The organism is Yimella sp. cx-51 (assembly GCF_017654605.1).
In the GTDB taxonomy this organism is placed as follows: Bacteria; Actinomycetota; Actinomycetes; order Actinomycetales; family Dermatophilaceae; genus Yimella.
The window spans coordinates 422,203-445,734 of record NZ_CP072113.1; the positions used below are offsets into that span (position 1 = coordinate 422,203).

General features: G+C 66.9%; 25 protein-coding genes. 17 read left to right on the forward strand and 8 right to left on the reverse strand.

All coding sequences use genetic code 11. The features are described 5' to 3' along the window. The first annotated feature begins 15 nt into the window (after window positions 1–15). The 10 genes from J5M86_RS02040 to J5M86_RS02085 all read left to right on the forward strand — a co-directional run bounded on the left by J5M86_RS02040 (window position 16) and on the right by J5M86_RS02085 (window position 10,453). Window positions 16–1,338, forward strand: a complete 1,323-nt coding sequence (locus J5M86_RS02040) for a nitrate/nitrite transporter (RefSeq protein ID WP_244328427.1) — start codon at window positions 16–18, stop codon at window positions 1,336–1,338. Window positions 1,339–1,381: 43 nt separating this feature from the next. Further along, window positions 1,382–2,785, forward strand: coding sequence for a D-alanyl-D-alanine carboxypeptidase/D-alanyl-D-alanine-endopeptidase (gene dacB / locus J5M86_RS02045; protein ID WP_188059736.1), 1,404 nt, complete (start codon window positions 1,382–1,384; stop codon window positions 2,783–2,785). A 19-nt stretch (window positions 2,786–2,804) separates the two neighbouring features. Beyond that, on the forward strand, window positions 2,805–3,854 hold the full coding sequence (locus tag J5M86_RS02050; protein WP_188059735.1) for a zinc-dependent metalloprotease: 1,050 nt from the start codon (window positions 2,805–2,807) through the stop codon (window positions 3,852–3,854). A gap of 14 nt (window positions 3,855–3,868) precedes the next feature. Further along, window positions 3,869–4,906 carry a tRNA lysidine(34) synthetase TilS gene (gene tilS, locus J5M86_RS02055; protein ID WP_188059734.1) on the forward strand — a complete coding sequence of 346 codons (1,038 nt, stop codon included), beginning with the start codon at window positions 3,869–3,871 and terminating at the stop codon, window positions 4,904–4,906. 5 nt (window positions 4,907–4,911) lie between these two features. After that, window positions 4,912–5,463, forward strand: a complete 552-nt coding sequence (gene hpt / locus J5M86_RS02060) for a hypoxanthine phosphoribosyltransferase (RefSeq protein ID WP_188059733.1) — start codon at window positions 4,912–4,914, stop codon at window positions 5,461–5,463. Window positions 5,464–5,674: 211 nt separating this feature from the next. Next, entirely contained in the window at window positions 5,675–7,690 is a 2,016-nt protein-coding gene (ftsH, locus tag J5M86_RS02065; protein WP_188059732.1) for an ATP-dependent zinc metalloprotease FtsH, read from the forward strand. Next, window positions 7,668–8,243, forward strand: a complete 576-nt coding sequence (folE, locus tag J5M86_RS02070; protein WP_188059950.1) for a GTP cyclohydrolase I FolE — start codon at window positions 7,668–7,670, stop codon at window positions 8,241–8,243. The genes ftsH and folE overlap by 23 nt, the downstream gene beginning before the upstream one ends. A 7-nt stretch (window positions 8,244–8,250) precedes the next feature. Next, window positions 8,251–9,090 carry a dihydropteroate synthase gene (gene folP, locus J5M86_RS02075; protein ID WP_208965083.1) on the forward strand — a complete coding sequence of 280 codons (840 nt, stop codon included), beginning with the start codon at window positions 8,251–8,253 and terminating at the stop codon, window positions 9,088–9,090. Next, window positions 9,087–9,968, forward strand: a complete 882-nt coding sequence (gene folK / locus J5M86_RS02080) for a 2-amino-4-hydroxy-6-hydroxymethyldihydropteridine diphosphokinase (RefSeq protein WP_188059731.1) — start codon at window positions 9,087–9,089, stop codon at window positions 9,966–9,968. Before folP ends, folK begins: the two co-directional genes overlap by 4 nt. After that, the gene (locus J5M86_RS02085; protein ID WP_188059730.1) at window positions 9,965–10,453 is read left to right on the forward strand and encodes a DUF3180 domain-containing protein; all 489 of its coding nucleotides are present in this window, start codon (window positions 9,965–9,967) and stop codon (window positions 10,451–10,453) included. The genes folK and J5M86_RS02085 overlap by 4 nt, the downstream gene beginning before the upstream one ends. Window positions 10,454–10,462: 9 nt before the next feature. Here the strand turns inward: J5M86_RS02085 and J5M86_RS02090 are convergent, their stop codons facing one another. From J5M86_RS02090 to J5M86_RS02110, 5 genes are all read right to left on the reverse strand, one after another. After that, on the reverse strand, window positions 10,463–11,296 hold the full coding sequence (locus tag J5M86_RS02090; protein WP_188059729.1) for a class F sortase: 834 nt from the start codon (window positions 11,294–11,296) through the stop codon (window positions 10,463–10,465). Continuing rightward, window positions 11,286–12,353, reverse strand: a complete 1,068-nt coding sequence (locus J5M86_RS02095; RefSeq protein WP_371811288.1) for a DUF6801 domain-containing protein — start codon at window positions 12,351–12,353, stop codon at window positions 11,286–11,288. Before J5M86_RS02095 ends, J5M86_RS02090 begins: the two co-directional genes overlap by 11 nt. 173 nt (window positions 12,354–12,526) lie before the next feature. Next, complete coding sequence (locus J5M86_RS02100; protein WP_188059727.1) at window positions 12,527–13,198, reverse strand: response regulator transcription factor; 672 nt, start codon at window positions 13,196–13,198, stop codon at window positions 12,527–12,529. Then, entirely contained in the window at window positions 13,198–14,400 is a 1,203-nt protein-coding gene (locus tag J5M86_RS02105; protein ID WP_188059726.1) for a sensor histidine kinase, read from the reverse strand. The genes J5M86_RS02100 and J5M86_RS02105 overlap by 1 nt, the downstream gene beginning before the upstream one ends. A 90-nt stretch (window positions 14,401–14,490) precedes the next feature. Then, entirely contained in the window at window positions 14,491–15,651 is a 1,161-nt protein-coding gene (locus tag J5M86_RS02110) for an NADH-quinone oxidoreductase subunit D (protein WP_188059725.1), read from the reverse strand. Between the two features lie 107 nt (window positions 15,652–15,758). Between J5M86_RS02110 and J5M86_RS02115 the strand changes: the two genes are divergently transcribed. Genes J5M86_RS02115 through J5M86_RS02125 form a run of 3 tightly spaced genes read left to right on the forward strand, consistent with a single transcriptional unit; the run spans window position 15,759 to window position 18,162 of the window. Then, window positions 15,759–16,709, forward strand: a complete 951-nt coding sequence (locus J5M86_RS02115; RefSeq protein WP_188059724.1) for a hypothetical protein — start codon at window positions 15,759–15,761, stop codon at window positions 16,707–16,709. Window positions 16,710–16,748: 39 nt separating this feature from the next. Continuing rightward, window positions 16,749–17,690 carry a hypothetical protein gene (locus J5M86_RS02120; RefSeq protein WP_188059723.1) on the forward strand — a complete coding sequence of 314 codons (942 nt, stop codon included), beginning with the start codon at window positions 16,749–16,751 and terminating at the stop codon, window positions 17,688–17,690. Between the two features lie 37 nt (window positions 17,691–17,727). Then, window positions 17,728–18,162: a hypothetical protein gene (locus J5M86_RS02125; protein WP_188059722.1), complete on the forward strand. Its 435-nt coding sequence runs from the start codon at window positions 17,728–17,730 to the stop codon at window positions 18,160–18,162. On the opposite strand, the gene J5M86_RS02130 is transcribed toward J5M86_RS02125, so the two are convergent. Beyond that, the gene (locus J5M86_RS02130; protein WP_188059721.1) at window positions 18,155–19,093 is read right to left on the reverse strand and encodes an SAM-dependent methyltransferase; all 939 of its coding nucleotides are present in this window, start codon (window positions 19,091–19,093) and stop codon (window positions 18,155–18,157) included. The genes J5M86_RS02125 and J5M86_RS02130 overlap by 8 nt on opposite strands. A 38-nt stretch (window positions 19,094–19,131) precedes the next feature. On the opposite strand from J5M86_RS02130, the gene J5M86_RS02135 reads away from it, so the two are divergent. The 4 genes from J5M86_RS02135 to J5M86_RS02150 all read left to right on the forward strand — a co-directional run bounded on the left by J5M86_RS02135 (window position 19,132) and on the right by J5M86_RS02150 (window position 21,554). After that, a complete protein-coding gene (locus J5M86_RS02135; protein ID WP_188059720.1) occupies window positions 19,132–20,004 on the forward strand; it encodes a Rossmann-like and DUF2520 domain-containing protein in 873 nt (290 codons plus the stop codon). Then, window positions 20,001–20,885: a pantoate--beta-alanine ligase gene (panC, locus tag J5M86_RS02140; RefSeq protein ID WP_188059719.1), complete on the forward strand. Its 885-nt coding sequence runs from the start codon at window positions 20,001–20,003 to the stop codon at window positions 20,883–20,885. The genes J5M86_RS02135 and panC overlap by 4 nt, the downstream gene beginning before the upstream one ends. 71 nt (window positions 20,886–20,956) lie before the next feature. Next, window positions 20,957–21,118, forward strand: coding sequence for a hypothetical protein (locus tag J5M86_RS02145; RefSeq protein ID WP_188059972.1), 162 nt, complete (start codon window positions 20,957–20,959; stop codon window positions 21,116–21,118). Window positions 21,119–21,230: 112 nt separating this feature from the next. Continuing rightward, the gene (locus tag J5M86_RS02150; protein ID WP_188059718.1) at window positions 21,231–21,554 is read left to right on the forward strand and encodes an Lsr2 family protein; all 324 of its coding nucleotides are present in this window, start codon (window positions 21,231–21,233) and stop codon (window positions 21,552–21,554) included. Window positions 21,555–21,656: 102 nt separating this feature from the next. Here the strand turns inward: J5M86_RS02150 and ligD are convergent, their stop codons facing one another. Further along, window positions 21,657–22,562, reverse strand: coding sequence for a non-homologous end-joining DNA ligase (ligD, locus tag J5M86_RS02155; RefSeq protein WP_188059717.1), 906 nt, complete (start codon window positions 22,560–22,562; stop codon window positions 21,657–21,659). After that, a complete protein-coding gene (locus tag J5M86_RS02160) occupies window positions 22,563–23,522 on the reverse strand; it encodes a DNA ligase (RefSeq protein WP_188059716.1) in 960 nt (319 codons plus the stop codon). It lies immediately after the preceding gene. Window positions 23,523–23,532: the final 10 nt, after the last annotated feature.

Sequence of the window (23,532 nt, forward strand, 5' to 3'; positions counted from 1 at the left end):
CCAGGGGAGGAGAGCGTGGACACCGCTGCAGTTGCCCATCCGCTGGGTGGCCGCCGGGCCTGGGCGGTCTGGGGCTCGGCGCTGCTGGTCTACATGCTGGCTGTCTTCCACCGCTCGTCCCTCGGCGTCGCGGGCGTGCTCGCCGCCGAGCGGTTCGACATCACTTCTGCGCAGCTGGCCACCTTCACGATGGTGCAGTTGCTGGTCTATGCCGCGATGCAGGTGCCGGTCGGAGCGATGCTCGACCGGTACGGTTCCCGCGCGCTGCTCACCACCGGCCTGGTGATGATGACGGCCGCACAGGCAGGCTTCGCCTTCGCCCATTCCTTCGGAGCAGGGGTGCTTGCCCGCATCTTCGTGGGCATGGGCGACGCCATGGTCTTCGTCTCGGTGCTGCGCCTGGTGGCGCTGTGGTTTCCGCCCGGACGCAGCGCGATCGTCACCCAGGCCACCGGTTGGGCCGGTCAGTTGGGCGCGATCCTGGCGGCCGGGCCGCTGGCGGCAGCGTTGGGCAGCTACGGCTGGCGCAACTCCTTCTTGGTATCGGCCGCAGTGGGGGTCGTCGTGGCAGTGGTGCTGCTCGCCGTCGTCCGTGACACGCCCTACCTCGATGCACAGCGCACGACGATGCGGATGCGTGCGGTAGCCCGCGCGCTGCGATCGGCGTGGCGCTCACCCGGCACCCAGCTGGGCCTCTGGTGCCACTTCACCGCCCAGTTCAGCGTCACCGTCTTCGCGATGATCTGGGGTTTTCCCTATCTGACCGTGGGCCTGGGTATGTCGCGTGGTGCGGCCAGTGCTCTGCTCATGGTCATGGTGTTGACCGGCATTTTGTCGAGCCTGTTCGTCGGCAGCTTGGTCACCCGGTTCCCGTATTCACGCTCGTCCCTCGTACTCGCCATCGTCCTGGCGATCGTCGGGATGTGGACGCTGGTGCTCGCCTGGCCAGGGCATCCGCCGATGGCCTTGGTGGTGATGCTCGGCGTCACGATGTCGGTCGGCGGCCCGGGGTCGATGGTGGGTTTCGACCTCGCCCGCACCTTCAATCCTCCCGAGCGGATCGGCTCGGCCACCGGCATCGTCAACGTCGGCGGCTTCACCGCCTCGCTGTGCACCGTCGTCCTCATCGGCATGGTCATTGACCACCTGTCACCCGGTGGTCCGTCGACGTGGAGCAACGACAGCTTCCGGGTGGCGTGGTGCGTGCAGTACCCGGTGTGGTTGCTCGGCATCGTGCAGATCCTGCGGCTGCGCCAGCGGGCCCGGGCCGAGATCGACGCCGACCCCGACATGGCCCACCTGAGGCGGCGTATCTCCCGGCGGCGTCCCGTCGCTTAAAGTCGGTGCGGAAAGTCAGCCGGCACAGCACGAGGGGGCACAGGTGAAGCGCGTGATCGCGGCCGCCGGTGCCGTCGTCCTGGTGGCGGGCAGCTATTTCACCCTCGATGTCTACGACAAGGCTCCGGGCTTCTTCACCCTCGCCGGGGCGCCCGCCGATCCGGTGCCGCTGCCCTCCCAGAGCTCACCGGCACCGTCGATGGCTGCACCCGCGCCGACCGGTGCACCGACACCCGTTGGTCCGCTCACCGGACCCATGCCGACCGCCGCACAGGTAGCCGACGCGCTCCGAAAGCCGTTGCAGGACAAGAGGTTCCTCAAGGACGTCGCGATGGTGGTGCGTGATGCTCAGACCGGCACCACCTTGTTCGACCAAGGAGGCAAGCGGACGTTGATCCCGGCCTCGACCACCAAGCTCCTGGCCGCCTATGCCGTCGCGACCACGATGGATCTCGAGCAGCCGTTCACCACCAAGGTGGTGCAACAGGGCGACAAGGTCGTGCTCGTCGCGGGCGGTGACACTGTCCTCTCACCCGACAAGGGCGACCCGGAGAAGGTCGTCGGTCACGCGGGGGTCGCCGATCTGGCAGCGCAGGTCGCGACGGCGTTGAAGAAGCAGGGCCGGACGACGATCGACCTCCACCTCGACACCTCCTTCGCGCCGGGGCCGATGACCCTGCCGGGGTGGAAACCGGAGTACCTCGCGATGGGCTACACCGCCCGCATCGCCCAGTTGGGCCTCGCGACCGAGCGCTCCGATCCGCCGACGGCGGCCGTCGCCGACCCGACGCGCTCCGTGCAGAACGCCCTCATCAAAGCCCTTGCCGCCCAAGGAATCTCGGCCAAGGTCGGCGCTGCGGCAACCACCACGTCAGCTGCAACCAGGCTCGGCACGGTGCAGAGCGCACCGCTCATCGACGTGCTCGGCCAGGCGATGCGCGACAGCGACAACGCCATGATCGAATCGCTCACCCGTGCCGCGGCGTTCCGGGCCGGTGTGCCCGGCGACCCGTCGTCGATCACTCGCTGGGTCACCTCCCTGCTGGCCAAGGACGGATTCGACACCACCGGGGTGAAACTCGCCGACGTCTGCGGCCTGTCCGACGGCACCACGATCCCGGCGTCCCTGCTGGCCGATCTCGTCGTCGCGGGCACCAGCGGGCGCAGCAAACCCTTCCAGGAGGTGCTTTCCCGCGAATCGGTGGCCGGCTGGAACGGCACCCTGCACGACCGCTACCTCGGTCGATCGGCGAATTCCGTCGCCGGAGAGGTGCGTGCCAAGACCGGCAGCCTGCCCGATGTGGGCTCCCTCGCCGGCACCGTCGTGACCGACAGCGGACGTCTACTCGTCTTCGCCGTCGTCACCAACGGACCCATGAAGGGCGCCGGCCCGTGGCCGGTGCGGGCCGCGATGGACGAAGCGGTCACTGCTCTGGGGCAGCTCTGACCGACGTAGGTTGTACGTCATGAGTTATGTCGACTGGGGCAGCGCCCGTAGCATCGGACGACGGGTCGCCGGCAGCGGCATCAAGGTGTCGCTGGAGGAAGCCGTCTCAGCCAGCGAGTCGCTGCGGGACGCAGCAGCGCGGGCCTACGAGCCCGTCGCGCAGACCGCACAACTCGACACCAGCGGCCAGCCCGAATCTCCCGTGCGGGTCATCGACCGCAGCACCTGGGTCGACATCAACATCGACTCCTTCGGCGGTCTGGTCGATCCGGTGATCGAAACGCTCATGCCGAAGGTGCCTGGTGCCAAGCTCACGCGCGTGGTGACCTCCCGTGTCGCCGGAGCCGAGGCGGGCGGCCTGCTCGGCTTCTTCTCCTCCAAGGTGCTCGGCCAGTACGACCTCGCCCCACAGGGCCAGCCCAGCCTGCTGCTCGTGGCCCCCAACATCGTCGAGGCCGAACGACAACTGGGCGTCGATCCTGACGACTTCCGGTTGTGGGTGTGCCTGCACGAGGAGACCCACCGGGTGCAGTTCACCGCCGTGCCCTGGCTGCGGCAGCACATGATCGACGGGAGTCGTCAGCTCCTGACCGAAATCGTGCCCGAACCGGGCGCTGTGCCCGCACGCGTGCAGGAGATCGCCACCCGGTTGCTCGGCTCGGTGAAGGACGGCGGCGGCGGCCTGGCCGACGTCTTCGTCAACGAGGAGCAGCGCGACCGCATCGCCGCGATGACGGCCGTGATGTCGCTGCTGGAGGGCCACGCCGATGTGGTGATGGACGACGTCGGCCCGCAGATCGTGCCGTCCGTCGAGGAGATCCGGCGCACGTTCAACGAGCGTCGCAAGGGCGCCGGCAATGTCGACCGATTGCTGCGTCGCCTGCTCGGCCTGGAAGCCAAGATGCGTCAATACCGCGACGGTGCGGCCTTCTGCCGGGCGGTCATGGACAAGGTGGGCGTCGACGGCTTCAACGAGGTCTGGACCTCCCCGGAGACGCTACCCAGCGCGCGCGAGATCCTCGAGCCCTCGTTGTGGGTCGAGCGCGTCCACGGCTCGTTCATCCGCTGACGACGCCTTCCGCCGTGCCCGGACCGCATCCCGCCGTCGCCGCGGTGCGGCTGGGCATACGCCGCGCGCTGCAGACACAACTCGCGGACACCGCGGGCAGTGCTCGCGGGTCGGCCGATCCGCGACCCCAGCTCGCGCCGTCCGCGAGTCGTGCGCGCGTGGTGGTCGCCTGCTCCGGCGGCGCCGACTCGATGGCTCTCGCGTCCGCCGTCGCTTTTGAGGCACCGCGCCTGCGGGTCGAAGCGCGCGCCGTCGTGGTCGACCATCAGCTGCAACCTGGTTCCGACCAGATCGCCCAGGCAGCGGCCGACCGGTTGCGGGTGCTCGGGCTCAAGGCGCAAGTGCGAACGGTGGACGTCGGTGCACAGGACGGCCCGGAAGCTGCAGCCCGCACTGCCCGATACCGCGCACTGCGTCAGGCGGCGTCCGAATTCGGCGCCGACGCGATCCTGCTGGGTCACACGCGGGACGATCAGGCCGAGACGGTGCTGCTCGGGCTGGTCCGTGGATCAGGGACGCGCTCGCTGGCCGGCATGGCGCCAGTCGCGGGTGACCTCGTGCGTCCGTTGCTCGACGTGACCCGTGAGCAGACCCGCGCGGCGTGCGAAGCTCAGGGGCTGGAGTTCTGGGACGACCCGCACAACGACGACCCGCGCTACCTGCGCGTGCGGGTGCGCCAGGCGCTCGCCGACCTGCAGGGCGACCTCGGGCCCGGTTTGACGAAGGGCCTGGTGCGCACCGCGGAGCTGGCCCGTCAGGACGCCGACCATCTGGACGCCCTCGCCGAAATGAGCGCAGTGCAGCTTGGTGCACCGCCGTGGCAGGTCGATGCGTTGATGGCGATGCCGCCGGCTGTTCGGACTCGCTGGTGGCGGCAGGCTTTGGCGGCGCAAGGCGCGGTGATCGCCGGTCTGTCGTTTACGCAGGTGGGCTGGTTGGAAGACCTCGTGCTGCGGTGGCGCGGCCAGGGGCCGGTGGACGTCCCCGGCGGCCTGCGGGTCCATCGGGCTGACGGGGCGCTCCACGTCGCGGCGCCCGGTCAGGTTGAATAGGGCGCATGGACTCCGCGCACCTGGGTGACGACCTCGACCATGTCCTCTACACCGAGGCACAGATCCTCGAACGGCTGGACGAGCTCGGTCAGCAGATCTGGGCCGACTACCACGACAAGGACGTGCTCTTCGTGGGCGTGCTCAAGGGTGCGGTCCTGGTGATGGCCGACCTCATGCGCGCCCTGCCCGGCACGGTGACGATGGACTGGATGGCGGTGTCGTCGTACGGATCGGGCACGAAGTCTTCCGGCGTCGTCCGCATCCTCAAAGACCTCGACACCGACATCTCGGACCGCCACGTGCTGATCGTCGAAGACATCATCGACTCCGGCCTGACGCTCAACTGGATCCGCAGCAACCTGCTCTCGCGCAACCCTGCGTCGCTGGAGATCTGCACGTTGCTGCGCAAGCCGGAGGCGGCCAAGGTGGAGATCGACTGCAAATACGTGGGCTTTGAGATCCCCAACGAGTTTGTCATCGGCTACGGGCTCGACTTCGACGAGAAGTACCGCAACCTGCGTGACATCGGGGTGCTCGCGCCACACATGTACTCCTAGTTCTCGTGCCGTCTGCGCAGAACGCGGCACGGCCCGTTCGCTGTGGGCTGAAGTTCTGGACGAGACGAGCGGAACACAATTCGGGATCCGGCCGTTGAGGCTGGGAGGATGGACCGATCACCGCTGATCAGCCATCGCGTTATAGCGTCTGTCAGCGATTCGGCTGCCAAGCACAGTGAGCAGGAGGCACGGGGCCCGGCCCCGCAGTTACATGAAATCGAAGCGACTTTTCCGCCCAGGGGTGCTGATCTTCTTCGTCCTCATGGGCGCATTCTTGTGGTTCACCTTCGGCAACGTCGGCGGCTACCAGAAGATCGACACCTCCGTTGCGCAACAGCTGATCACCAAGAACCAGGTCGAGTCGGTCAAGCTCACGCCCGACACCATCAACCTGACGCTCAAGGAGCCCTACACCGGCGGCCAGGTGAAGGACGCCAAGAAGGTGCAGGCCAACTACGTCACGGCCCGCGGCTCGCAGATCGTCAACCTGCTGGAGCAGCACCCGCCGAGCAAGGGCTACACCGACGACCCCGCCAAGCAGAACGTCTTCGTCTCACTGCTGCTGACGATCCTGCCGCTGATCCTGGTGCTCGGTGTCTTCTGGTTCATCCTCAGTCAGATGCAGGGCGGCGGCTCGCGCGTCATGCAGTTCGGCAAGTCGAAGGCGAAACTGGCCACCAAGGACATGCCGAAGGTCACCTTCGCCGATGTGGCCGGTTCTGACGAGGCCGTTGAGGAACTCCACGAGATCAAGGAGTTCCTGCAGTCGCCCAAGAAGTTCCTGGACGTCGGCGCGAAGATCCCCAAGGGCGTCCTGCTCTACGGCCCGCCCGGCACCGGTAAGACCCTTCTGGCCCGCGCCGTCGCCGGCGAGGCAGGGGTGCCCTTCTACTCGATCTCCGGTTCTGACTTCGTCGAGATGTTCGTCGGTGTCGGCGCATCCCGCGTGCGCGACCTGTTCAAGGAAGCCAAGGAGAACGCCCCGGCGATCATCTTCGTCGACGAGATCGACGCCGTCGGTCGTCACCGTGGTGCCGGTCTCGGCGGTGGTCACGACGAGCGTGAGCAGACCCTCAACCAGTTGCTGGTCGAGATGGACGGCTTCGACGTCAAGACCAATGTCATCCTGATCGCGGCGACCAACCGCCCCGACATCCTCGACCCCGCCCTGCTGCGTCCGGGACGTTTCGACCGCCAGATCGCCGTCGAGGCCCCCGACATGGCCGGCCGCCACCACATCCTGCAGGTGCACGCCAAGGGCAAGCCGATGGCGAACGACGTCGACCTGCTCACCGTTGCGCGTCGCACCCCCGGTTTCTCCGGTGCTGACCTGGCCAACGTGCTCAACGAGGCCGCGCTGCTCACTGCTCGCAGCAATGCGCAGATCATCGACAACCGCGCGCTGGACGAGGCGATCGACCGCGTCATGGCCGGTCCGCAGAAGAAGACCCGCGCGATGAGCGCCAAGGAGCGCAAGGTCACCGCCTACCACGAAGGCGGTCACGCGCTGGTGGCTGCGGCGATGAACCACACTGCACCGGTCAGCAAGATCACGATCCTGCCGCGTGGTCGAGCCCTGGGCTACACGATGGTGATGCCGGTCGACGACAAGTACTCCACCACCCGTAACGAGTTGCTCGACCAGCTCGCGTACGCCCTGGGTGGACGAGTCGCCGAAGAGGTCGTCTTCCACGACCCCTCCACCGGTGCCTCGAATGACATCGAGAAGGCCACTGGCATGGCCCGCCAGATGGTCACGCAGTTCGGCATGAGCGAGCGCGTGGGTGCGGTGAAGCTCGGCTCGGGCAACTCCGAGGTCTTCCTCGGCCGCGACATGGGCCACGAGCGCGACTATTCCGAAGAACTCGCCGGCATCGTCGACGAGGAGGTGCGCCGCTTCATCGAGGCTGCGCACGACGAGGCGTGGCACGCGATCAACGACAACCGCGACATCCTCGACGCACTGGTCCTGGAACTCCTGGAGGTCGAGACCCTCAACGCAGAACGTCTCGCCGAGGTCTTCAAGGACGTCCGCAAGCGTCCGCGTCGTCAGGTGTGGCTCTCCAGCGACCGCCGCCTGGTCAGCGATCGCCCGCCGGTGCTCACCCCTGCCGAGAAGCGCGCTGCGGCCAACGGCGTCGACCTCGACAAGCAGGAGGAGAAGGAGCCGGTGGAGCAGATCGTAGAGGTGCCGGACGGTGGATATGTCGACCCGCCCGGAATTTGATCTCGAGCGCGCCGCTGCGGCGGTGCGTGAGCTGCTCATCGCGGTCGGGGAAGACCCCGACCGCGAAGGGCTGGTCGACACCCCGATGCGGGTGGCCAAGGCTTACGCCGAGACCTTCTCCGGTCTGGGGCAAGACCCGGCCGAAGTGCTGTCGCGCACCTTCTCGATCGACCACGACGAACTCATCATCGTCAAGGACATCGAGCTCTACAGCACCTGCGAACACCACCTCGTGCCCTTCCACGGTGTCGCGCACGTGGGGTACATCCCGGCCAAGGACGGCACCGTCACCGGCCTGTCGAAGGTCGCCCGGTTGGTCGACATGTACGCCCGCCGTCCGCAGGTGCAGGAACGACTGACCACCCAGATCGCGGACGCGCTCATGACCCACCTCGACGCGCAGGGCGCACTCGTGGTCGTCGAGTGCGAGCACCTGTGCATGTCGATGCGGGGAGTGCGCAAACCGGGCGCCACCACGGTGACCTCCGCGGTGCGGGGCCAGCTGCGTGACCCGGCGACGCGCTCCGAGGCCATGAGCCTCATGAAGGGCTAGAGCGCCCATGACCCTCCGGCTGCCCACGCGGCCGTCTGGCCGCCCGCTCGTCATGGGTGTGGTCAACGTGACCCCCGATTCATTCTCGGACGGCGGACGCTTCTTCGACCTCGACGCTGCCGTTGCCCACGGCCGAGAGCTCGTCGCGCAGGGTGCCGACCTGCTCGACGTGGGCGGGGAGTCGACCCGTCCGGGCGCGCAGCGGCCGTCCGAGCACGACGAACTGGCTCGGGTGCTTCCCGTGGTCGAAGCGTTGGCCGATCTTGCGCCGATCTCCGTCGACACCATGCGAGCCGGTGTCGCGCGAGCCTGCGTCGAGGCCGGGGCGGCGATCGTCAACGACGTCAGCGGCGGCTTGGCCGACCCCGACATGGCTTCGGCGGTCGCGGCGCTGCAGGTGCCTTATGTCGCGATGCACTGGCGCGGACACAGCCACGACATGCAGACTCGCACGCAGTACGACGACGTGGTCGCCGATGTGCTGCGGGAGTTGGAGCAACGCCGCGATGCACTTCTTTCGGCGGGCATCGATCCCTCGCTGCTGGTGCTCGACCCCGGCCTGGGCTTCGCCAAGACCGCAGCCCAGAACTGGACGGTGCTCGCTGGGCTCGACCGTTTCGCCGGCTTGGGCCAACCGCTGTTGGTGGGCGCCTCGCGCAAGTCGTTCCTGGCGCAGGTGGGTTCGCGCGACGGTGAACCCGTGCCCGCGGACGAACGGGACGCCGCCACCGCAGCCGTGAGCGTCGTGCTCGCCCAAGCGGGCGTGTGGGCGATTCGTGTGCACGAAGTGCGGTCGACCGTCGCAGCCTGCGATGTGGTCGCCGCACTGGAAAGGGCTCGGGCATGAGTGACCGAATCACCATCACCGGCCTGGAGGTCACCACCTGTCACGGTGTGCTCGACTCCGAAAAGGTTGAGCCCCAACGCTTCCTGGCCGACATCGCCTTCGACATCGACCTGCGTCGCGCGGGGGAGACCGACGACCTCACTGCGTCGGTCAGTTACGCCGATGTGGCCCAGGCTGCCGAAGCGATCCTGCGCAGCGAGCCCGTCGACCTCATCGAGACGCTCGCCGAACGCATCGCCGCGAGCACCCTTGCCTTCGAGGGTGTGGAGTCGGTGGAGGTGACGATCCGCAAGCCCCAGGCGCCGGCCGGAGTGCCCTTCCACGACCCGCTGCTCGGCGGTCCGGCGGTGACCGTCCGCCGCTACCACGACCGTCCGGTGGTCATTGCCGCGGGCGCGAATCTCGGTGACCGGCAGGCCACCCTCGCGGCCGCGGTCAACGCGCTGGACGCCACCAATGGGCTCACTGTCGTGGCCGTGGCGCCCTTCGTCGAAACCGACCCCGTCGGCGGACCCGACCAGCCCGACTACCTCAACACCGTGATCCTTGCCCGCACGCGCCTCGCGCCGCTCACCCTGCTCGACCGCCTCAACCAGATCGAGGCGTGGCACCACCGCACTCGCGAAGTGCGTTGGGGCGCAAGGACACTCGATCTCGACCTCATCCAGGTGGGCGACCCGGGCGATGACTCCGACCTGCGTAGCGACACCGCTCGTCTGACCCTGCCCCACCCGCGAGCGCACGAGCGCGGGTTCGTCCTGGTGCCGTGGGCAAGCGTCGACCCGGGTGCCCGGCTGCGCACGGCTGACGGTGTGCACAGCGTCGTCGATCTGCTCGATCAGGTCGACACCACCGGCGTCCGATCGGCTCACTCATGACCGAGCGCGGAGTGCAGATCAAACACGTGCTGATCACGGCGGCGGTGTCTTTCGTGCTCGCCTACGGCGCGCTGCGCATGTGGACGACGCAGGGCAACGCCTTGCCGGAGATCAACTGGTTCACCGTTGCGGTGCTGGTGCTGATGGCTGCACTCGTGCTCGCCGGAGGTTGGCAGATTCGCAACTACCGGATGCACAAGGGCGCCAAGATGCCCTCGCCGCAGCTGGCCCGACGCACTGTCGTGGCCGCGCAGGCGTCCGCGGCGGTCGGAGCTGGTCTCACCGGTTGGTACGCCGGCCATGTGGCAGTCGCACTCGACAACCTCGATTCCGATCGACTGCAGGCGATCGCGATCGTTGCGGCGGTATCGACGTTCGGTGCCGCCGGGCTCAGCGCGGTCGGCCTGGTGGTGCAGCACTGGTGCCGTATCGACGAGGACGACGACGACACCGATGGTCCACGCGGCGGTGCGACCGCCGCCTGAGCGAGAAGCTCAGCTGAGGTTGGCCCAGACCACCCAGTTGCCCTTGAGGTGCCCATTGACCGTCGGCGTCGCCGGATCGCAGGTGATCAGACGCAGCACCGGACTCGGTGAGCCGGACGCCCAGATGGAGCGATCCTTGGGCACAGCTTCCTTGGACATACCTCGCGACCCGGTCGCGGTGAAGCTCACCTGCTGCCCGGAGCTGTACGCCACGATGATCTTGTTGCCCGGCGTCACCTTCACCAGGTTGTAGAAGGTGTCGGGCACGCCCGCGTTGGTGACATGGCCCACCAGGATCGCCGCGCCCCGGTGACCCGGCAGCGCCCAACCGCGTTCGGCGTACCAACCAGCGGTGCCCCCGGGCGGTTCCAGCACACCCTTGCTGTCGAGATAGGTCGGGATGAGCGGTGCGTTGACGATCGTGCGGCCCGCGCCGTCGAAGACGTAGACGCGCGTCGGGCTGCCCGTGGGGGTGGTGACCGTCTTGCCGGTCGACCCCGTCGTACCGCTGCCGGTGGCCGCCGGATCACCGCTCTTGTTGGTGCTCGCCGTATTCGCAGCAGTACTCGACGACCCCGCTGCGGTCTGACCCGATCCGCTGCGGGCAGTGCTCGAGGCGGCGGATGAGTCTGCGGTCGAACCGGCCGACGCGCCGGGTTGCTGGCTCGCGGTCGAGCTTTCGGCCTCGGGCGTGGTGCCCAGACCGCCGGTGTACTGCGCAACCGAGTAGGACGAATGGGTCGGCCCATCGGTCGATTCGGCACCGCAACCGGCGGCGACGCCCACGAAGGTCGTCGCCGCCAGTGCGGCCCCGATGAAGGGCAGTCGGTTGTCAGTCCTCACGACGTCCGGTGAGCGTGGCGCCCGCGAGGCCCGCCAGTCCCAGACCGGCAAGGCCGACGCCGGCCAGCGTCCACAGGTTGGCACCCTGGCCGGGGGCCAGGTCACCGGTCTGCACCGTGCTCGGCGTGGCCGGGGTCTCGGTGCCACCCGCAGTGGTGCTCGGCTGCGCCGTGGTGCTGGGCTCCGAGGTCGTCGACGGCTCCGACGTGGTGGTCGGCTCCGACGTCGTGCTCGTGGTGTCGTCGTCGTCCGTGGTGGAGGTCGACGGCTCGGAGGTGGTGCTGGGCTCGGAGGTCGTCGAGGGTTCCGAAGTCGTGCTGGGCTCCGAGGTGGTGGACGGCTCCGACGTGGTGCTGGTGGGCTCGTCGTCGTCAGTGGTGGACGTGGTGGGCTCCGAGGTGGTCGGCTCCGTCGTGGACGTCGCCGGGGCCGCCGACGCGACGATCGTGTCGATCACCTTGGTGCCGCTCTTGTAGGTGCACGGCACGTCCATCGACGCGGTGGTGCCGTCGGCCTTGGTGCCGGTGAAGGTCGGGGTGAACGACTCGGGCGCGGAAGTGTATTCGCCGGCCGCGGTGGGGGTCATCGTCTGGTCGATGGTGGCGCCCAGTGGCAGGACGACGTGGCCGTCCGGGGCGAAACCGCCGTAGGTGCCGTCGTTGACCCAGGTCGAGTCGTAGATCGGGGTGTTCGGGGTGACGAGCGTGGTGTCGATGGTCTGGGTGGAGCCGCCGCCGGAGATGATCGACTGAGCCGGAGAGGTGCCGGAGACCGACTTCCAGCCGAGGAATCCGGCCATGGCGTTGCCGAGGCTGCCGTCCAGTTCGATCTTGCCCGAGACCGTCTTCACCGAAACCGCGGTGCCAACGGTGGCGGTCGCAGGCGCGTCGGTGTCGATCGTCACGGTGACATCCTTGGCGCCGATCGAGGTGTTGCAGTTGTAGACCAGGGTCGTGGCGGCCTGGGCCGAGCCACCGGTGGTGAAGCCGATGCCGACCAGGCATGCGCCACCCGCGATGCCGAGTGCACTGATGCCGCTGAGGCTGCGTCGGGAGATTGAGTTGGACGAGAGATGACGGGGGGGGTGCTCATGGTGCTACTCATGACAGGGAAGTGGTCACAGGTTGCTACTTGAAAGTAATTAGAGGTGAGCCAGGTCACAAGAGGGTAACCACATCTTGGTCGCTTGTTCGGATGAACGCTGCGCCGAGTTTCCCGAGGTGAAGTGCGTCAGCCGGCCAGTCCGTTGCGGAACGCGTAGACGACCGCCTGCACCCGGTCGCGCACGTCCAAGGTGCGCAGGATCGCCGACACATGGCTCTTCACGGTCTCGTGACTGACGTGCATGTGTTGAGCGATTTCGGTGTTCGACAGACCTCGGGCCAGGAGTGTAAGCACCTCGGCTTCGCGGGCGCTCAACCCGTGATCGGAGGCTTGGCCGCGCTGCACGCCGCCGTGGCTACTCAGCTCGATCAGGAGGCGGTCGGTGATCTGCGGACCGAGGATGAGTGAGCCCTCCGCGACCGACTTGACCGCTTCGGTCAGACGGGTGGCCGGCACGTCTTTCAGCAGGAACCCACGTGCCCCGGCGTTCAAGGCGGAGTAGACGTAGTCGTCCAGGTCGAAGGTGGTCAGGATGAGCACGTTCACCTGGTCGCTGATGTGGCTCGTCGCGGTGATCCCGTCCATGACCGGCATCCGGATGTCGACCACCGCGACGTCCGGTTGCCTCTGCCTGACCATCTCGACGAGTTCGGCTCCGTCGCGGGCGCGCCCGATGACGTCGAGCATCGGATCGGCGTCGAGCACGGCGGCGAAACCATCGCGGATGATCGGCTGGTCGTCGGCGACGATCACGGTGAAGGGAGGTCGTGGTGCGTCGTCGGCGTCGTTGGTGTTCATCAGTACGTGCTCCGTGGCATCGTTGCGGTGAGGACGAATTCGCCATTTTCGAGAGTGGTGGTCAGGGATCCACCGACCAGTCGCAGCCTCTCGCGCATGCCCGCCAGCCCTCGTCCCACTTCGAACGCCTCGGCGGCGGTCGTATTGCGGATCTCAATGATGTCAGCGTCTTCGTCGCCGGTGAAGGTAACAGTGGTTCGGGCCAGCGGCTCGTGCCGACGAGCGTTGGTCAAGGCCTCCTGGACCACCCGATAGGCGGTTGTGCCTGCCAGTGAATCCAACTGGGGCAGTTCGCCGTCCACGCTCACCTTGGCGCCGCTACTCTGCGCATCGCTGATCAACTGGGCGATCTGGGCGGATGTCGGCTGGGGTGTGGTCGACGCGGCCTCACCCGAGCGTTGGAGCACGCCCAGCACGTTACGCATCTCGTCCAGGGCCAGGCGCGCATCGGTTGCGGTGTCGGTGAGTAGGACGCGGGCAGTGTCGTCCAGTTCCGGGTGCTGGTAGGGAGCGGTCTCGGCGCGCACGGCGATGAGCGAGATGCGGTGTGCAACCACGTCGTGCAGATCACGAGCCAGTTGCGCACGCTCGCTCACCTCGCTGTCGCGCACCTCCACCTCGACACCTCGGCGATCGACCTCGGCGTGACGCAGGATGGTCGATCGTACGAGTAGCCCGATCCCCAAAGCTGCCAGCACTGCAATCAGGTAGACCCCGAAGGTGCTCGCTCGAGCGTTTGCCGACCACGCGTCGGAGGTGTTGCTCACCTGCCCGACCCAGAGGACGAACCGTGGCGCGAACGCCAACAGCGCCGGGATCACCAGAGCAAGGGGCAGCAAGATCCGTGCCCGGCGCGGATGCTTCCACGTCGAGCAGACCATGACGCCGACCATCGCCAGGAAGGCGTTGAAACCAGCGGCCGGAGAGAGAGTGACGATCGAGACGAGCAGTGGGGCGAGCGCGCACGCGACGGAGGTCCACCAGAAGCGCAGTACCACCACCGGCGCGAGTGCCGCGGCGAGGCACAGCAAGTTGTAGGCCAGCACCACTGGTCCGGCGTAGAACTGGGAGGTGTTCCAGTAGCCGTGGCTCCCGCTCTGGGTGATGAGGAAGAGGGGCGGCTTGGTGAGCCAACCTGCGATGGCGAACATCGCGGCGATCGTCCAGTAGGGCAAGGGTGCTGTGCGTCGGAGAGTTTCCATGGCTTCAGCCTTGTCGTCCTCGACATCCGAAACCACCCGCGGCAGAGCGGTTTTCGCATCCCTCGCGTGGGTGATCAATGGTCACGATCGCTAGCGGTCGATGTCGCCCACGACGAAGAACATCGAGCCCAGGATCGCCACCATGTCGCCGACCAACTGGTTCTCCAGCAGTTCGCCGAGCACCGCCACATTGTTGAAGGACGCCGAGCGGAGTTTCAGCCGCCACGGAGTCTTGTCGCCGCGGGAGACCACGTAGTAGCCGTTGAACCCGAGCGGGTTCTCGGTCGCGAAGTACTCGCTGCCCTCGGGCACCTTCAGCACCTTGGGCAGCTTGACGTTCACCGGCCCGTGCGGCATCGAGCGCAACCGATCGACGCATACCTGGGCGATGTCGAGGCTGACGTGGATCTGCTCCAGCAGCACTTCCAGGCGGGCTTCACAGTCACCGGCGGTGCGGGTGACCACTCGTCCGGGGCCGCCTTCTGCGAACAACTCGCCGTAGGCGAGGTAGGGCTTGTCACGCCGCAGGTCGACGTCCAACCCGCTGGCGCGTGCGATCGGGCCGCTGACGCCGTACGCGATCGCGGTCTGCCGATCGAGCACGCCGACGTCGTGGGTGCGTGCGCGCAGGATCTCGTTGCCGATGAGCAGCGACTCCAACTCCGGCAACCGGCTGCGGACGGCGCGGATCGCGGCGTCCACCCGGTGCAGCCAGCCGGCGGGAAGGTCGTCGCGCAGCCCGCCGACGCGGGAGAACATGTAGTGCAGGCGTCCGCCGGCGATCTCTTCCATCACCGCTTGGAGTTCTTCGCGCTCGCGGAAGCTGTAGAAGATCGGAGTGATCGCCCCCAGCTCCAGCGGATAGGAGCCGGCGAACATGAGGTGGTTCAGCACCCGGTTGAGTTCGGCCAACAGCGTGCGGGTCCAGGTGGCGCGTTCGGGTACGTCCATGCCGAGCATCTTCTCGACCGTCAGTGCGACCCCGATCTCGCTGCTGAACGCCGACAGCCAGTCGTGCCGGTTGGCCAGCACCATGATCTGGCGGTAGTCGCGCACCTCGAAGAGTTTCTCCGCGCCGCGGTGCATGTAACCGATCACCGGTTCGGCGTGCTTGATCAACTCGCCGTCGAGGGTCAGGCGCAAGCGCAGGACGCCGTGCGTCGCGGGGTGCTGAGGGCCGATGTTGAGCACCATGTCGGTGGTCGTGAACCCGCTTGCTCCGACGGTGGCGGTGGTCTCGACGAACGACATGGCCGCCAGTCTGCCACCCTCACGCGGTCTGTCGTCGCAGGTCATGGGGCCGAGCCCCGACGGTTGCGAGTCGCCAACGGCGGTGGGTCGGAAGGTACCGTGGGCGCGTGAGCGATCAGTGGGGGAACGGCGAGTCGGGGCAGGGGCCGACCTCGCCGCAGGACAGGTACTACGAGCGGTACATGCAGCCCGATGGCCAGCAGAGCGCTGGGTCGGGCCCAGCAGGATCGGGCGACTCCGGTCACAAGAAGATTGCGATCATCGCGGGCGGGCTGGCGGCCGCGCTCGCGATCGGTATCGGTGGCTTCGCGGCCACGCGGGGCGGTGACGACAGTTCGAAAGCGGGCTCGTCATCGACCACGTCGACAACTGCGGTGAGTCCGACCACGAGCGGGTCGACGAGCCCTTCCACGACCCCCAGCAGTTCGACTTCGAGTTCGACCGACCCCAGGGCCACGCTTCCGGCGGAGTACGGCGCGCTGGTCAACCCGGGTTGGAAGATTGTCGAAGGCAAGGACACCGCCAACGCGGCCTACGAGATTCCCCAGGGTGGTAAGTGGGATGCCCTGTCGACGGACACCTACATCGGATGGATGGCGGACAATCCGGACGACAAGTCCTTGGTGACCACAGGTGCCTCGACGTACGACGTGGGGTTCTGCGCGTCTGCCAAGAGGCAGGATTCCGGCTTCATCGGATTCGTCAACATCGGCACCCGCGACCCCGCTGAGGCGGCGCCGGATGTGGTGTCAAAGGCGGCTCGGTTGATCGCCTACAACAAGGACACCAAGAAGTACGCCCCGATCAGCCAGACCCGCACCCGCCAGATCACGGTGAACAACGGCAGCACGACGGCGGTCGAATCGCTGCTGGTGGTCGACAACGGCAAGGTCGACGCCAAGTCCTGCGACGCGAAGAAGTACGAGATGCGCACCGTGGCTTTCACCGGTAACAAGGGGTCGACGATGCTGCTGATCTTCCGCCAACAGGACGGCACATCCAACATGCCTGACTCTGAGGTCGACGGCATCATCAAGTCGTTGCGTCCGAAGAAGTAGCCGGCCCCGAAGTCGTCCGGAGGTCGGTACGGTCTGGTCATGGCCGATCAGGGGAACAGCATGCAAGGGCCGGAGCCCACCTCACCACAGAACCGGTACTACGAGCGCTATATGCAGCCCGAATCGGGGCCGTCGGCGGGGGCTGGCCAGGGTGGCCCGGGCAACAACAAGAAGATCGCGATCATCGCCGGGGGGTTGGCCGCCGCGTTGATGGTGGGCGTCGGCGTTTTTGCCCTGACCCGGGGCGGAGACGACGAATCAGCCGGTTCCACGACCACGACCACGAACCCGACCTCGCCCACGTCCGGTGGGTCGTCGACCATGTCGTCAGTGACCACCTCATCCAGCAGCTCTTCGAGTTCTACCGATCCCAATGTGGCCCTCGAAACGAAGTACGGTCCACGGATCAACCCGGGCTGGAGGATCATCGAGGGCAAAGAAACTGCTCAGGCCGTGTACGAGGTGCCCACCGGTGATAAATGGCGACCCAAGGGCAAGACGTACGTGTATGGATGGCTCAAGGAGAACCAGGAGGACACGACGGTGGTGACGTCGGCGCCATCCACCTTCGACGAAGGTTTCTGCGCCACCACAAAATCGCAGCCGTCGGGCTTCACCGGGTTTGTGAATATCGGGACGCGTGACCCCGCCGAGGCGGCGCCCGACGTGGTGTACAAGGCGGCTCGACTGATTGCTTACAACAAGGACACCAAGAAGTACGCCAAGACCAGCGAGACCCGTACCCGCCAGATCACCGTCAACGGCGGCATGACGACCGCCGTTGAGTCTCTGCTCGTGGTCGACAACGGCAAGGTCGATGCGACGAAGTGCGCCGCGAAAAAGTACGAGGTGCGCACCGTGGCGTTCACCGGCAACGGCGTGTCGACGATGCTGCTGATCTCCCGTCAACAGGACGGCACGTCCAGGATTCCCGATTCTGACGTCGAGGCCATCCTCAAGTCGTTGCGTCCGAAGAAGTAGACAGTCCCGAAACGATCCGGAGGTCGCTCGAGTCGGTGTGGCGTCCGGAGCCAGTCTCTTCCAGGAGGGCTTCTGCGCCACCGACAATGACCAGCAGTCCGGCTTCCTCGGCTTCGTGAGCATAGGTCAGCGTGACCCGGCTGCGGCGGCTCCCGATGTTGTCTACAAGGCAGCACGCTTTGTCGCGTACAACAACGACACCAAGACGTACGGCGAAGTCAGTGAACCGCGCACCAGGCAGATCAGCGTGAACAACGGCAAGACGTCCGCTGTCGAGTCGTTGATCGTCGTGAAGAAGGCGAAGGCCGAGCCGGAGAAATGCGCCGCGCGGCAGTACGAGCTGCGCACGGTGGCCTTCAGCGGCAACGGGATGTCGACGATGCTGTTGATCTCCCGTCGTTACGACGGCACGTACAAGATGCCCGACGCGGACCTCAACGCAATCATCAAGTCGTTGCGACCGCTCAAGTGATGGTCTCGATCGCCCACCAGAATCCGCCGAGTCCGCTGGGTGCGGTGAAGGCAGTCCATGCTGACCGGCGGCGCAACGCTTCCAGGTAGCGCTGCGGGTCCTGACCGGCCAGGGCGTGGTCGGGCCTGTCCGGCGGATCGAGCAGCTCGCGGGCCATATCTGCTTGCAGCGCAATGTGATCGGCGCCGAGGCTGTCCATGGCGACGTGCGCGGTGAGATCGGACGATCCGTCGAAGGCGGGCGGGCAGATCGAGCCGTCGCGGTAGCCGACGAAGGTGCCCTCGGATGGTCGACCGGTGCGGGTGTGTCCGTAATCGACACAGACGAGCAGGCCGTCGGTCAGTCGCCGGCGTAACCCGTCGTACGCCTTGTCGCGGGCGAGTCCGATCTCAACGACTGGCGCGGACGTTGGCCAATGGCGCTCGCACCAGGCGGTTTCCGCCGAGCTGAGCGGACGCGCCGGGAGGAGCGAATCGTCCACCACACCCACCACTCGGACGCCGTCATCGGTCGCCACGGCGATCTCGCACGGCACGACGTCCAGCCATTCGTGGGCGAACACCAAGGTCTCGCGCAGGTCGTTCAGTTGTTCTGGGAGTTCATCGCCGCCGGGGGAGCGCAGCCAGGCGATGTCGGCGGGCAAATCGTGCGGACGGTCGACGATGTCGACGCCGGTGAGTTCGAGATCGGGCGCCATCCGGTGGACTAGGATGAGCAATTCACCTCTGCCGCAACCGATTTCGACAACTCCTCGCAGATTGTGTCGTCGGCAGAGTGCAAGGACGCATTCGGCGAGCAGTTCGTCGACCCCCGGTAGGCCCTGGGATGAGGTGGCGAAGTGGCCGGCCGGCCCTTCGGGGCGTCGGTAGAACCCGGCCTCGCCATAGAGCGCCTCGTGCCAGATCAGCGGAAGCGGTCGTGGGGTGGGCACCCGCGCAGCCTACGCGCGCAGGTAGCGTCGCACGTGTGATGGAGCAACCGCCTGCCCTGCGTATCGGCGTCGTCGGAGTGGGCAAGGTCGGGGCAGTGTTGGGGGCGGCCTTCCGGGCCGCCGGCCACGAGATCGTCGCGGCCTCCGCGGTCAGCGAGGCATCGCGGGAGCGGGCGCGGCAGTTACTGCCGGGCGTGCCGATCGTCCCGATCCCGGAGGTGATCGCCGCCGTCGATGTCGTGCTGATGACCGTGCCGGACGATGCACTCGCACCACTCGCTTCCGGGCTGGGCACCGAAAACGCGTGGCACGGAGGCAAATTGGTGGTGCACACCAGCGGCTTCCACGGCCCGTCCGTGCTGCAGCCGGTGCTCGACGCCGGCGGTGATGTGGTGGCGATGCACCCGGCGATGACCTTCACCGGTGAGGCGCGCGACCTGGCTCGGATCATCGGCACCCCGTTCGCGGTCACCGGATCGCCGGGAGCGCAACTGATCGGTGAGGCGCTGGTCGTCGATCTCGGCGGTGATCCGTTCGCCCTGCACGAGGACGATCGGGCGCGTTACCACGCCGCTCTCGCGCACGGCTCGAATCACCTGGTGACCTTGGTCGGCCAGTCGCAGCAGGTGCTGCGCGAGGTCGGCATCGATGACCCGTCGCGCATCCTTCGTCCCTTGCTCGAGGCCAGCTTGGAGAATGCGTTGGAGCGGGGCGACAAGGCCCTCACCGGCCCGGTGGCCCGCGGCGACGTCGACACCGTCCGCGCTCATCTTGGAGTGCTCACGCAGGACGTCCGCATGGCGTATCGTGCGATGGCCCGCGCCACCCTCGAGCGGACCGCCCGCCGCAGGGCACTGCCGGCGGAGACGGTGGCACCCCTGACCGCTCTGCTCTCGCAGGAGGACGCGTGACCGATCTGACCATCGCCCACAGCCGCGCCGAGCTTGCCGCCGCCCGCCGCAAGCTCACCGGCACCGTCGGGGTGACGATGACCATGGGCGCACTGCACAGCGGCCACGCCGAACTCATCAAGCGGGCCCGTGAACAGGTCGACCACGTAATCGTGACGATCTTCCTCAACCCGCTGCAGTTCGCGCAGGGCGAAGACCTCTCGCGCTACCCACGCACTTTCGAGGCCGACGTCGAGATCTGTCGGGAGTTCGGCGCCGAGGTGGTCTTCGCGCCCAGCCCGGACGTCGTATATCCCGACGGCGAGCCAGGCGTGCGCGTTTCGGCCGGCCCGCTCGGTGATGTGCTGGAGGGTGCCTCGCGTCCGGGGCACTTCGACGGCGTGCTGACCGTGGTGGCCAAGCTGTTGCACCTCGTCCAACCCGACCGGGCCTTCTTCGGTCAGAAGGATGCTCAGCAGTTGCTGCTGATCCGACGGATGGTGCGCGACCTTGATTTCCCGGTGGAGATCCTGCCCGTGCCCACGGTGCGCCAGGACGACGGTCTGGCGCTCAGCAGCCGCAACACCTACCTGTCGCCCAGTGACCGCGAGGTAGCGCTGAGCCTGTCGAGTGCGTTGCGTGCCGGTGGCGACATGGCGGTGAGCGGGCCGGCGGCCATCCGTCGTGCGGCGCGCGACGTGCTGGTGCGCGAGCCGTTAGCAGCCGTTGACTACCTGGTGCTGGTGCACCCGACCACGCTGGAAGAGGTGCCGGAGTGGTACCGCGGTCCGGCGTTGCTGGCGGTGGCGGCCAAGGTGGGCACCACCCGGCTGATCGACAACCTGCCGTTGGTGGTCGGGCCCGGCGGTGGTGCCCGGTTGGTCGTCGATTACGCGGAGTAACCCCTGGGTTCGGCGGTTGCCGTTGACACCGGCAGCGGCCAGCTGCCGGTGTCGTTCTATTCTTGGTGACCGTGTGGCCCTACATCGCGACCCTGATTCCGTCCATCGGGCTGCTCTACTTGTTCTACGTCATCATGAAGCACATCCTCGAGGGTGACCGTCGTGAGCGCATCGCTCAGGCGCAATGGGAGCGGGACCACGAAATCGGCCCGCCGCCGTCCGATCATTCCTGAATTGCACTTTCGGTGACTTTCGAATTCCCAAAAGGTGCATCGAGGCGGTAAATTGTCTGGTGCCGGCTCGAACGGGCCGGCAACAATCTATTTGCCCCCACGGAGGACAACGATGGCGCAGCATGTTCAGATCAAGTTGATCGATGACATCGACGGCAGCGATGCGGCCGAGACGGTCTCGTTCGGACTGGACGGCGTTGTGTACGAGATCGATCTCTCCGAGCGCAATGCAGCGCAGTTGCGCGACGACCTCGCCAATTGGGTCGGTAATGCGCGTCGGGTGAAGGGTCGCACGGCTCGCGGTGCACGTCCGGCCAGCACCGCCCGCGAAGACCTCAACAAGGTGCGTGAATGGGGCCGCGCGAATGGCTTCTCGGTCAGCGAGCGCGGCCGCGTTTCGCGCGAGGTGCAAGAGGCATACGCCGCAGCGCACTGATCAATTGTGTCGATCATGTGATCAGCAGAGGGAATGCGATCGAGGGGAGTCACCGGTAATCGGTGGCTCCCCTCGATCGTTGCCCACGGCTTGATGGGCATTTCAGGACTCAGTGATCGACTCCATGAGGTCGCCGTCCTTGTCGAGCCGATCGAGCACCTCCTCGTAGTCGAGCTGCTGCAGGCGGCCGGGGGCAGCGTCGTCGGCCTCCAGTTCCTGCCAGGTGCGCGGGGCGGCCACCGTGGGGCGGTCTTTCGCCCGCAACGAGTAAGGGCAGATGGTCGTCTTGGCGGCCACATTCTGCGACCAGTCGAGCAGGATCTTCCCCTTGCGCAGGCTGGTGGTCATCTTCCACACCACCAGGTCGGGAAGATCGCGGGTCAGGGCCTGCGCCAATTCGCGCATTCCATCCCGCACCTCGTCACTTGATTGGCTGCCGTCCAACGCGGCATATATTTGGAGGCCCTTGCTTCCTGAAGTGACCGGAATCGTGCGGTCGTATCCGAGGGTGTGCAGACGTTCACGAACAGCGAGCGCCAAGGTGGCGCATTCGGACAATCCGGCCGGAGCGCCCGGATCGAGGTCTACGACCAGTCTGTCGGGATTAGTCGGATGATCGTCTTGGACTTGCCATTGAGGCACATGCAGTTCCAGGGACGCGAGATTGACCAAATAGGTCAGGGCGGCCACATTTGTTACCAGTGGGTAAGTGACTGAATCGCCACTTCCGCGCGAACTGTGTGACCCGATCGTCACTCTGGGTAACCATTCCGGAGCCCCGGAGGGGAGGTTCTTCTCGAAGAAGCTGATGCCGCCCACGCCTTCGGGAAAACGAATGCGGGTGACCGGGCGATCACGCATTTGCGGCAGCAAGACCGGTGCCACCGTGGCGTAGTAGTGCAATACCTCGCCCTTGGTGGTCTCGGTGCCGGGGTAGAGCACCTTGTCGAGGTTCGACAATCCCAACGTGCGCCCCTCGACCTCCACGGTCACTTTCTCCGGTGCCATCTATTCATCCTCCTGCTCGGATGCTGCGGTGGCGAACAAATCAGCTGGTTCGAGGTCGGCACGCACTCCGCGCCAGGACGGCTGCCGCAGCCGTCCGGCTTCGGAGAGTCCGTGGAACTCCACGTCGGCGACGATCGCGGGCTCCACCCAGATGCAGTCGCGCGCGTCCTCGACGGGGACGCCCGTGACGGTGGGGTTGTCGTCCCGGCGCAGGGGCAACAACTGTTGGGCCAGAGCCACCCCGCGGCGTCCGGCCAGGCCCGATCCGACGCGTCCGCGATAGGCCAGGCCCGCTGACGTTGGTTCGGCCAGCAGCACTGATCCCAGGGCCGATCGGCCCTTCTCCCGGCGCCAGCCCACGATCACGTAACTGCCGGTGCGTCGATGCACTGACTTCAGCCAGTCGTCACTGCGGGCCCCGGGTCGGTAGGTGGCGTCGATGCGTTTGGACACGATGCCCTCGATGCCTTGGTCGGCGGTGGCAGCCAGCAGGGAGTGGCCGTCGGTGAAGACCGGCGGCACGGTCACCCAGCGCGAGGTGATGTCGATGCTCTCCAGCATGGTGCGCCGGGCGGTCCAGGTCTGGCCCATCACGGGCGTGCCCATCACCCGCAGCACATCGAAGACCATCGCGGTCACCGGCGCGGTCGCCGCCAGTTGCTGGGCAGTGGTCGCGTCGACGACGTTGAAGCGCTCGGCCAACGAGCTGAATGACGGTCGTCCTTGGTGCATCACGACGACCTCGGCGTCCAGCAGCAGATCCTCGAAATCGATCAGTCCTGCAGCCTGGCTAACGAACTCGGGGAAGGCGACGGTGATGTCGCGTTCGGTGCGGCTGAAGACCCGCACCTGGTGGTCGCGGATGTCGATCAGTGCCCGCATGCCGTCCCACTTGACCTCGTGACGCCACAGGTCCGTGGACGGCACCGCGTCGGCGGGGGTGGCGAGCATGGGGCGCATGGGGCAATCT

Bases quoted from the DNA above. Each gene is read 5' to 3' on its own strand.
- J5M86_RS02050 (WP_188059735.1), top strand. From the start codon at position 2,805: ATGAGTTATGTCGACTGGGGCAGCGCCCGTAGCATCGGACGACGGGTC.
- hpt (WP_188059733.1), top strand. From the start codon at position 4,912: ATGGACTCCGCGCACCTGGGTGACGACCTCGACCATGTCCTCTACACC.
- ftsH (WP_188059732.1), top strand. From the start codon at position 5,675: ATGAAATCGAAGCGACTTTTCCGCCCAGGGGTGCTGATCTTCTTCGTC.
- folE (WP_188059950.1), top strand. From the start codon at position 7,668: ATGTCGACCCGCCCGGAATTTGATCTCGAGCGCGCCGCTGCGGCGGTG.
- folP (WP_208965083.1), top strand. From the start codon at position 8,251: ATGACCCTCCGGCTGCCCACGCGGCCGTCTGGCCGCCCGCTCGTCATG.
- folK (WP_188059731.1), top strand. From the start codon at position 9,087: ATGAGTGACCGAATCACCATCACCGGCCTGGAGGTCACCACCTGTCAC.
- J5M86_RS02085 (WP_188059730.1), top strand. From the start codon at position 9,965: ATGACCGAGCGCGGAGTGCAGATCAAACACGTGCTGATCACGGCGGCG.
- J5M86_RS02100 (WP_188059727.1), bottom strand. From the start codon at position 13,198: ATGAACACCAACGACGCCGACGACGCACCACGACCTCCCTTCACCGTG.
- J5M86_RS02105 (WP_188059726.1), bottom strand. From the start codon at position 14,400: ATGGAAACTCTCCGACGCACAGCACCCTTGCCCTACTGGACGATCGCC.
- J5M86_RS02110 (WP_188059725.1), bottom strand. From the start codon at position 15,651: ATGTCGTTCGTCGAGACCACCGCCACCGTCGGAGCAAGCGGGTTCACG.
- J5M86_RS02120 (WP_188059723.1), top strand. From the start codon at position 16,749: ATGGCCGATCAGGGGAACAGCATGCAAGGGCCGGAGCCCACCTCACCA.
- J5M86_RS02135 (WP_188059720.1), top strand. From the start codon at position 19,132: ATGGAGCAACCGCCTGCCCTGCGTATCGGCGTCGTCGGAGTGGGCAAG.
- J5M86_RS02150 (WP_188059718.1), top strand. From the start codon at position 21,231: ATGGCGCAGCATGTTCAGATCAAGTTGATCGATGACATCGACGGCAGC.
- ligD (WP_188059717.1), bottom strand. From the start codon at position 22,562: ATGGCACCGGAGAAAGTGACCGTGGAGGTCGAGGGGCGCACGTTGGGA.
- J5M86_RS02160 (WP_188059716.1), bottom strand. From the start codon at position 23,522: ATGCGCCCCATGCTCGCCACCCCCGCCGACGCGGTGCCGTCCACGGAC.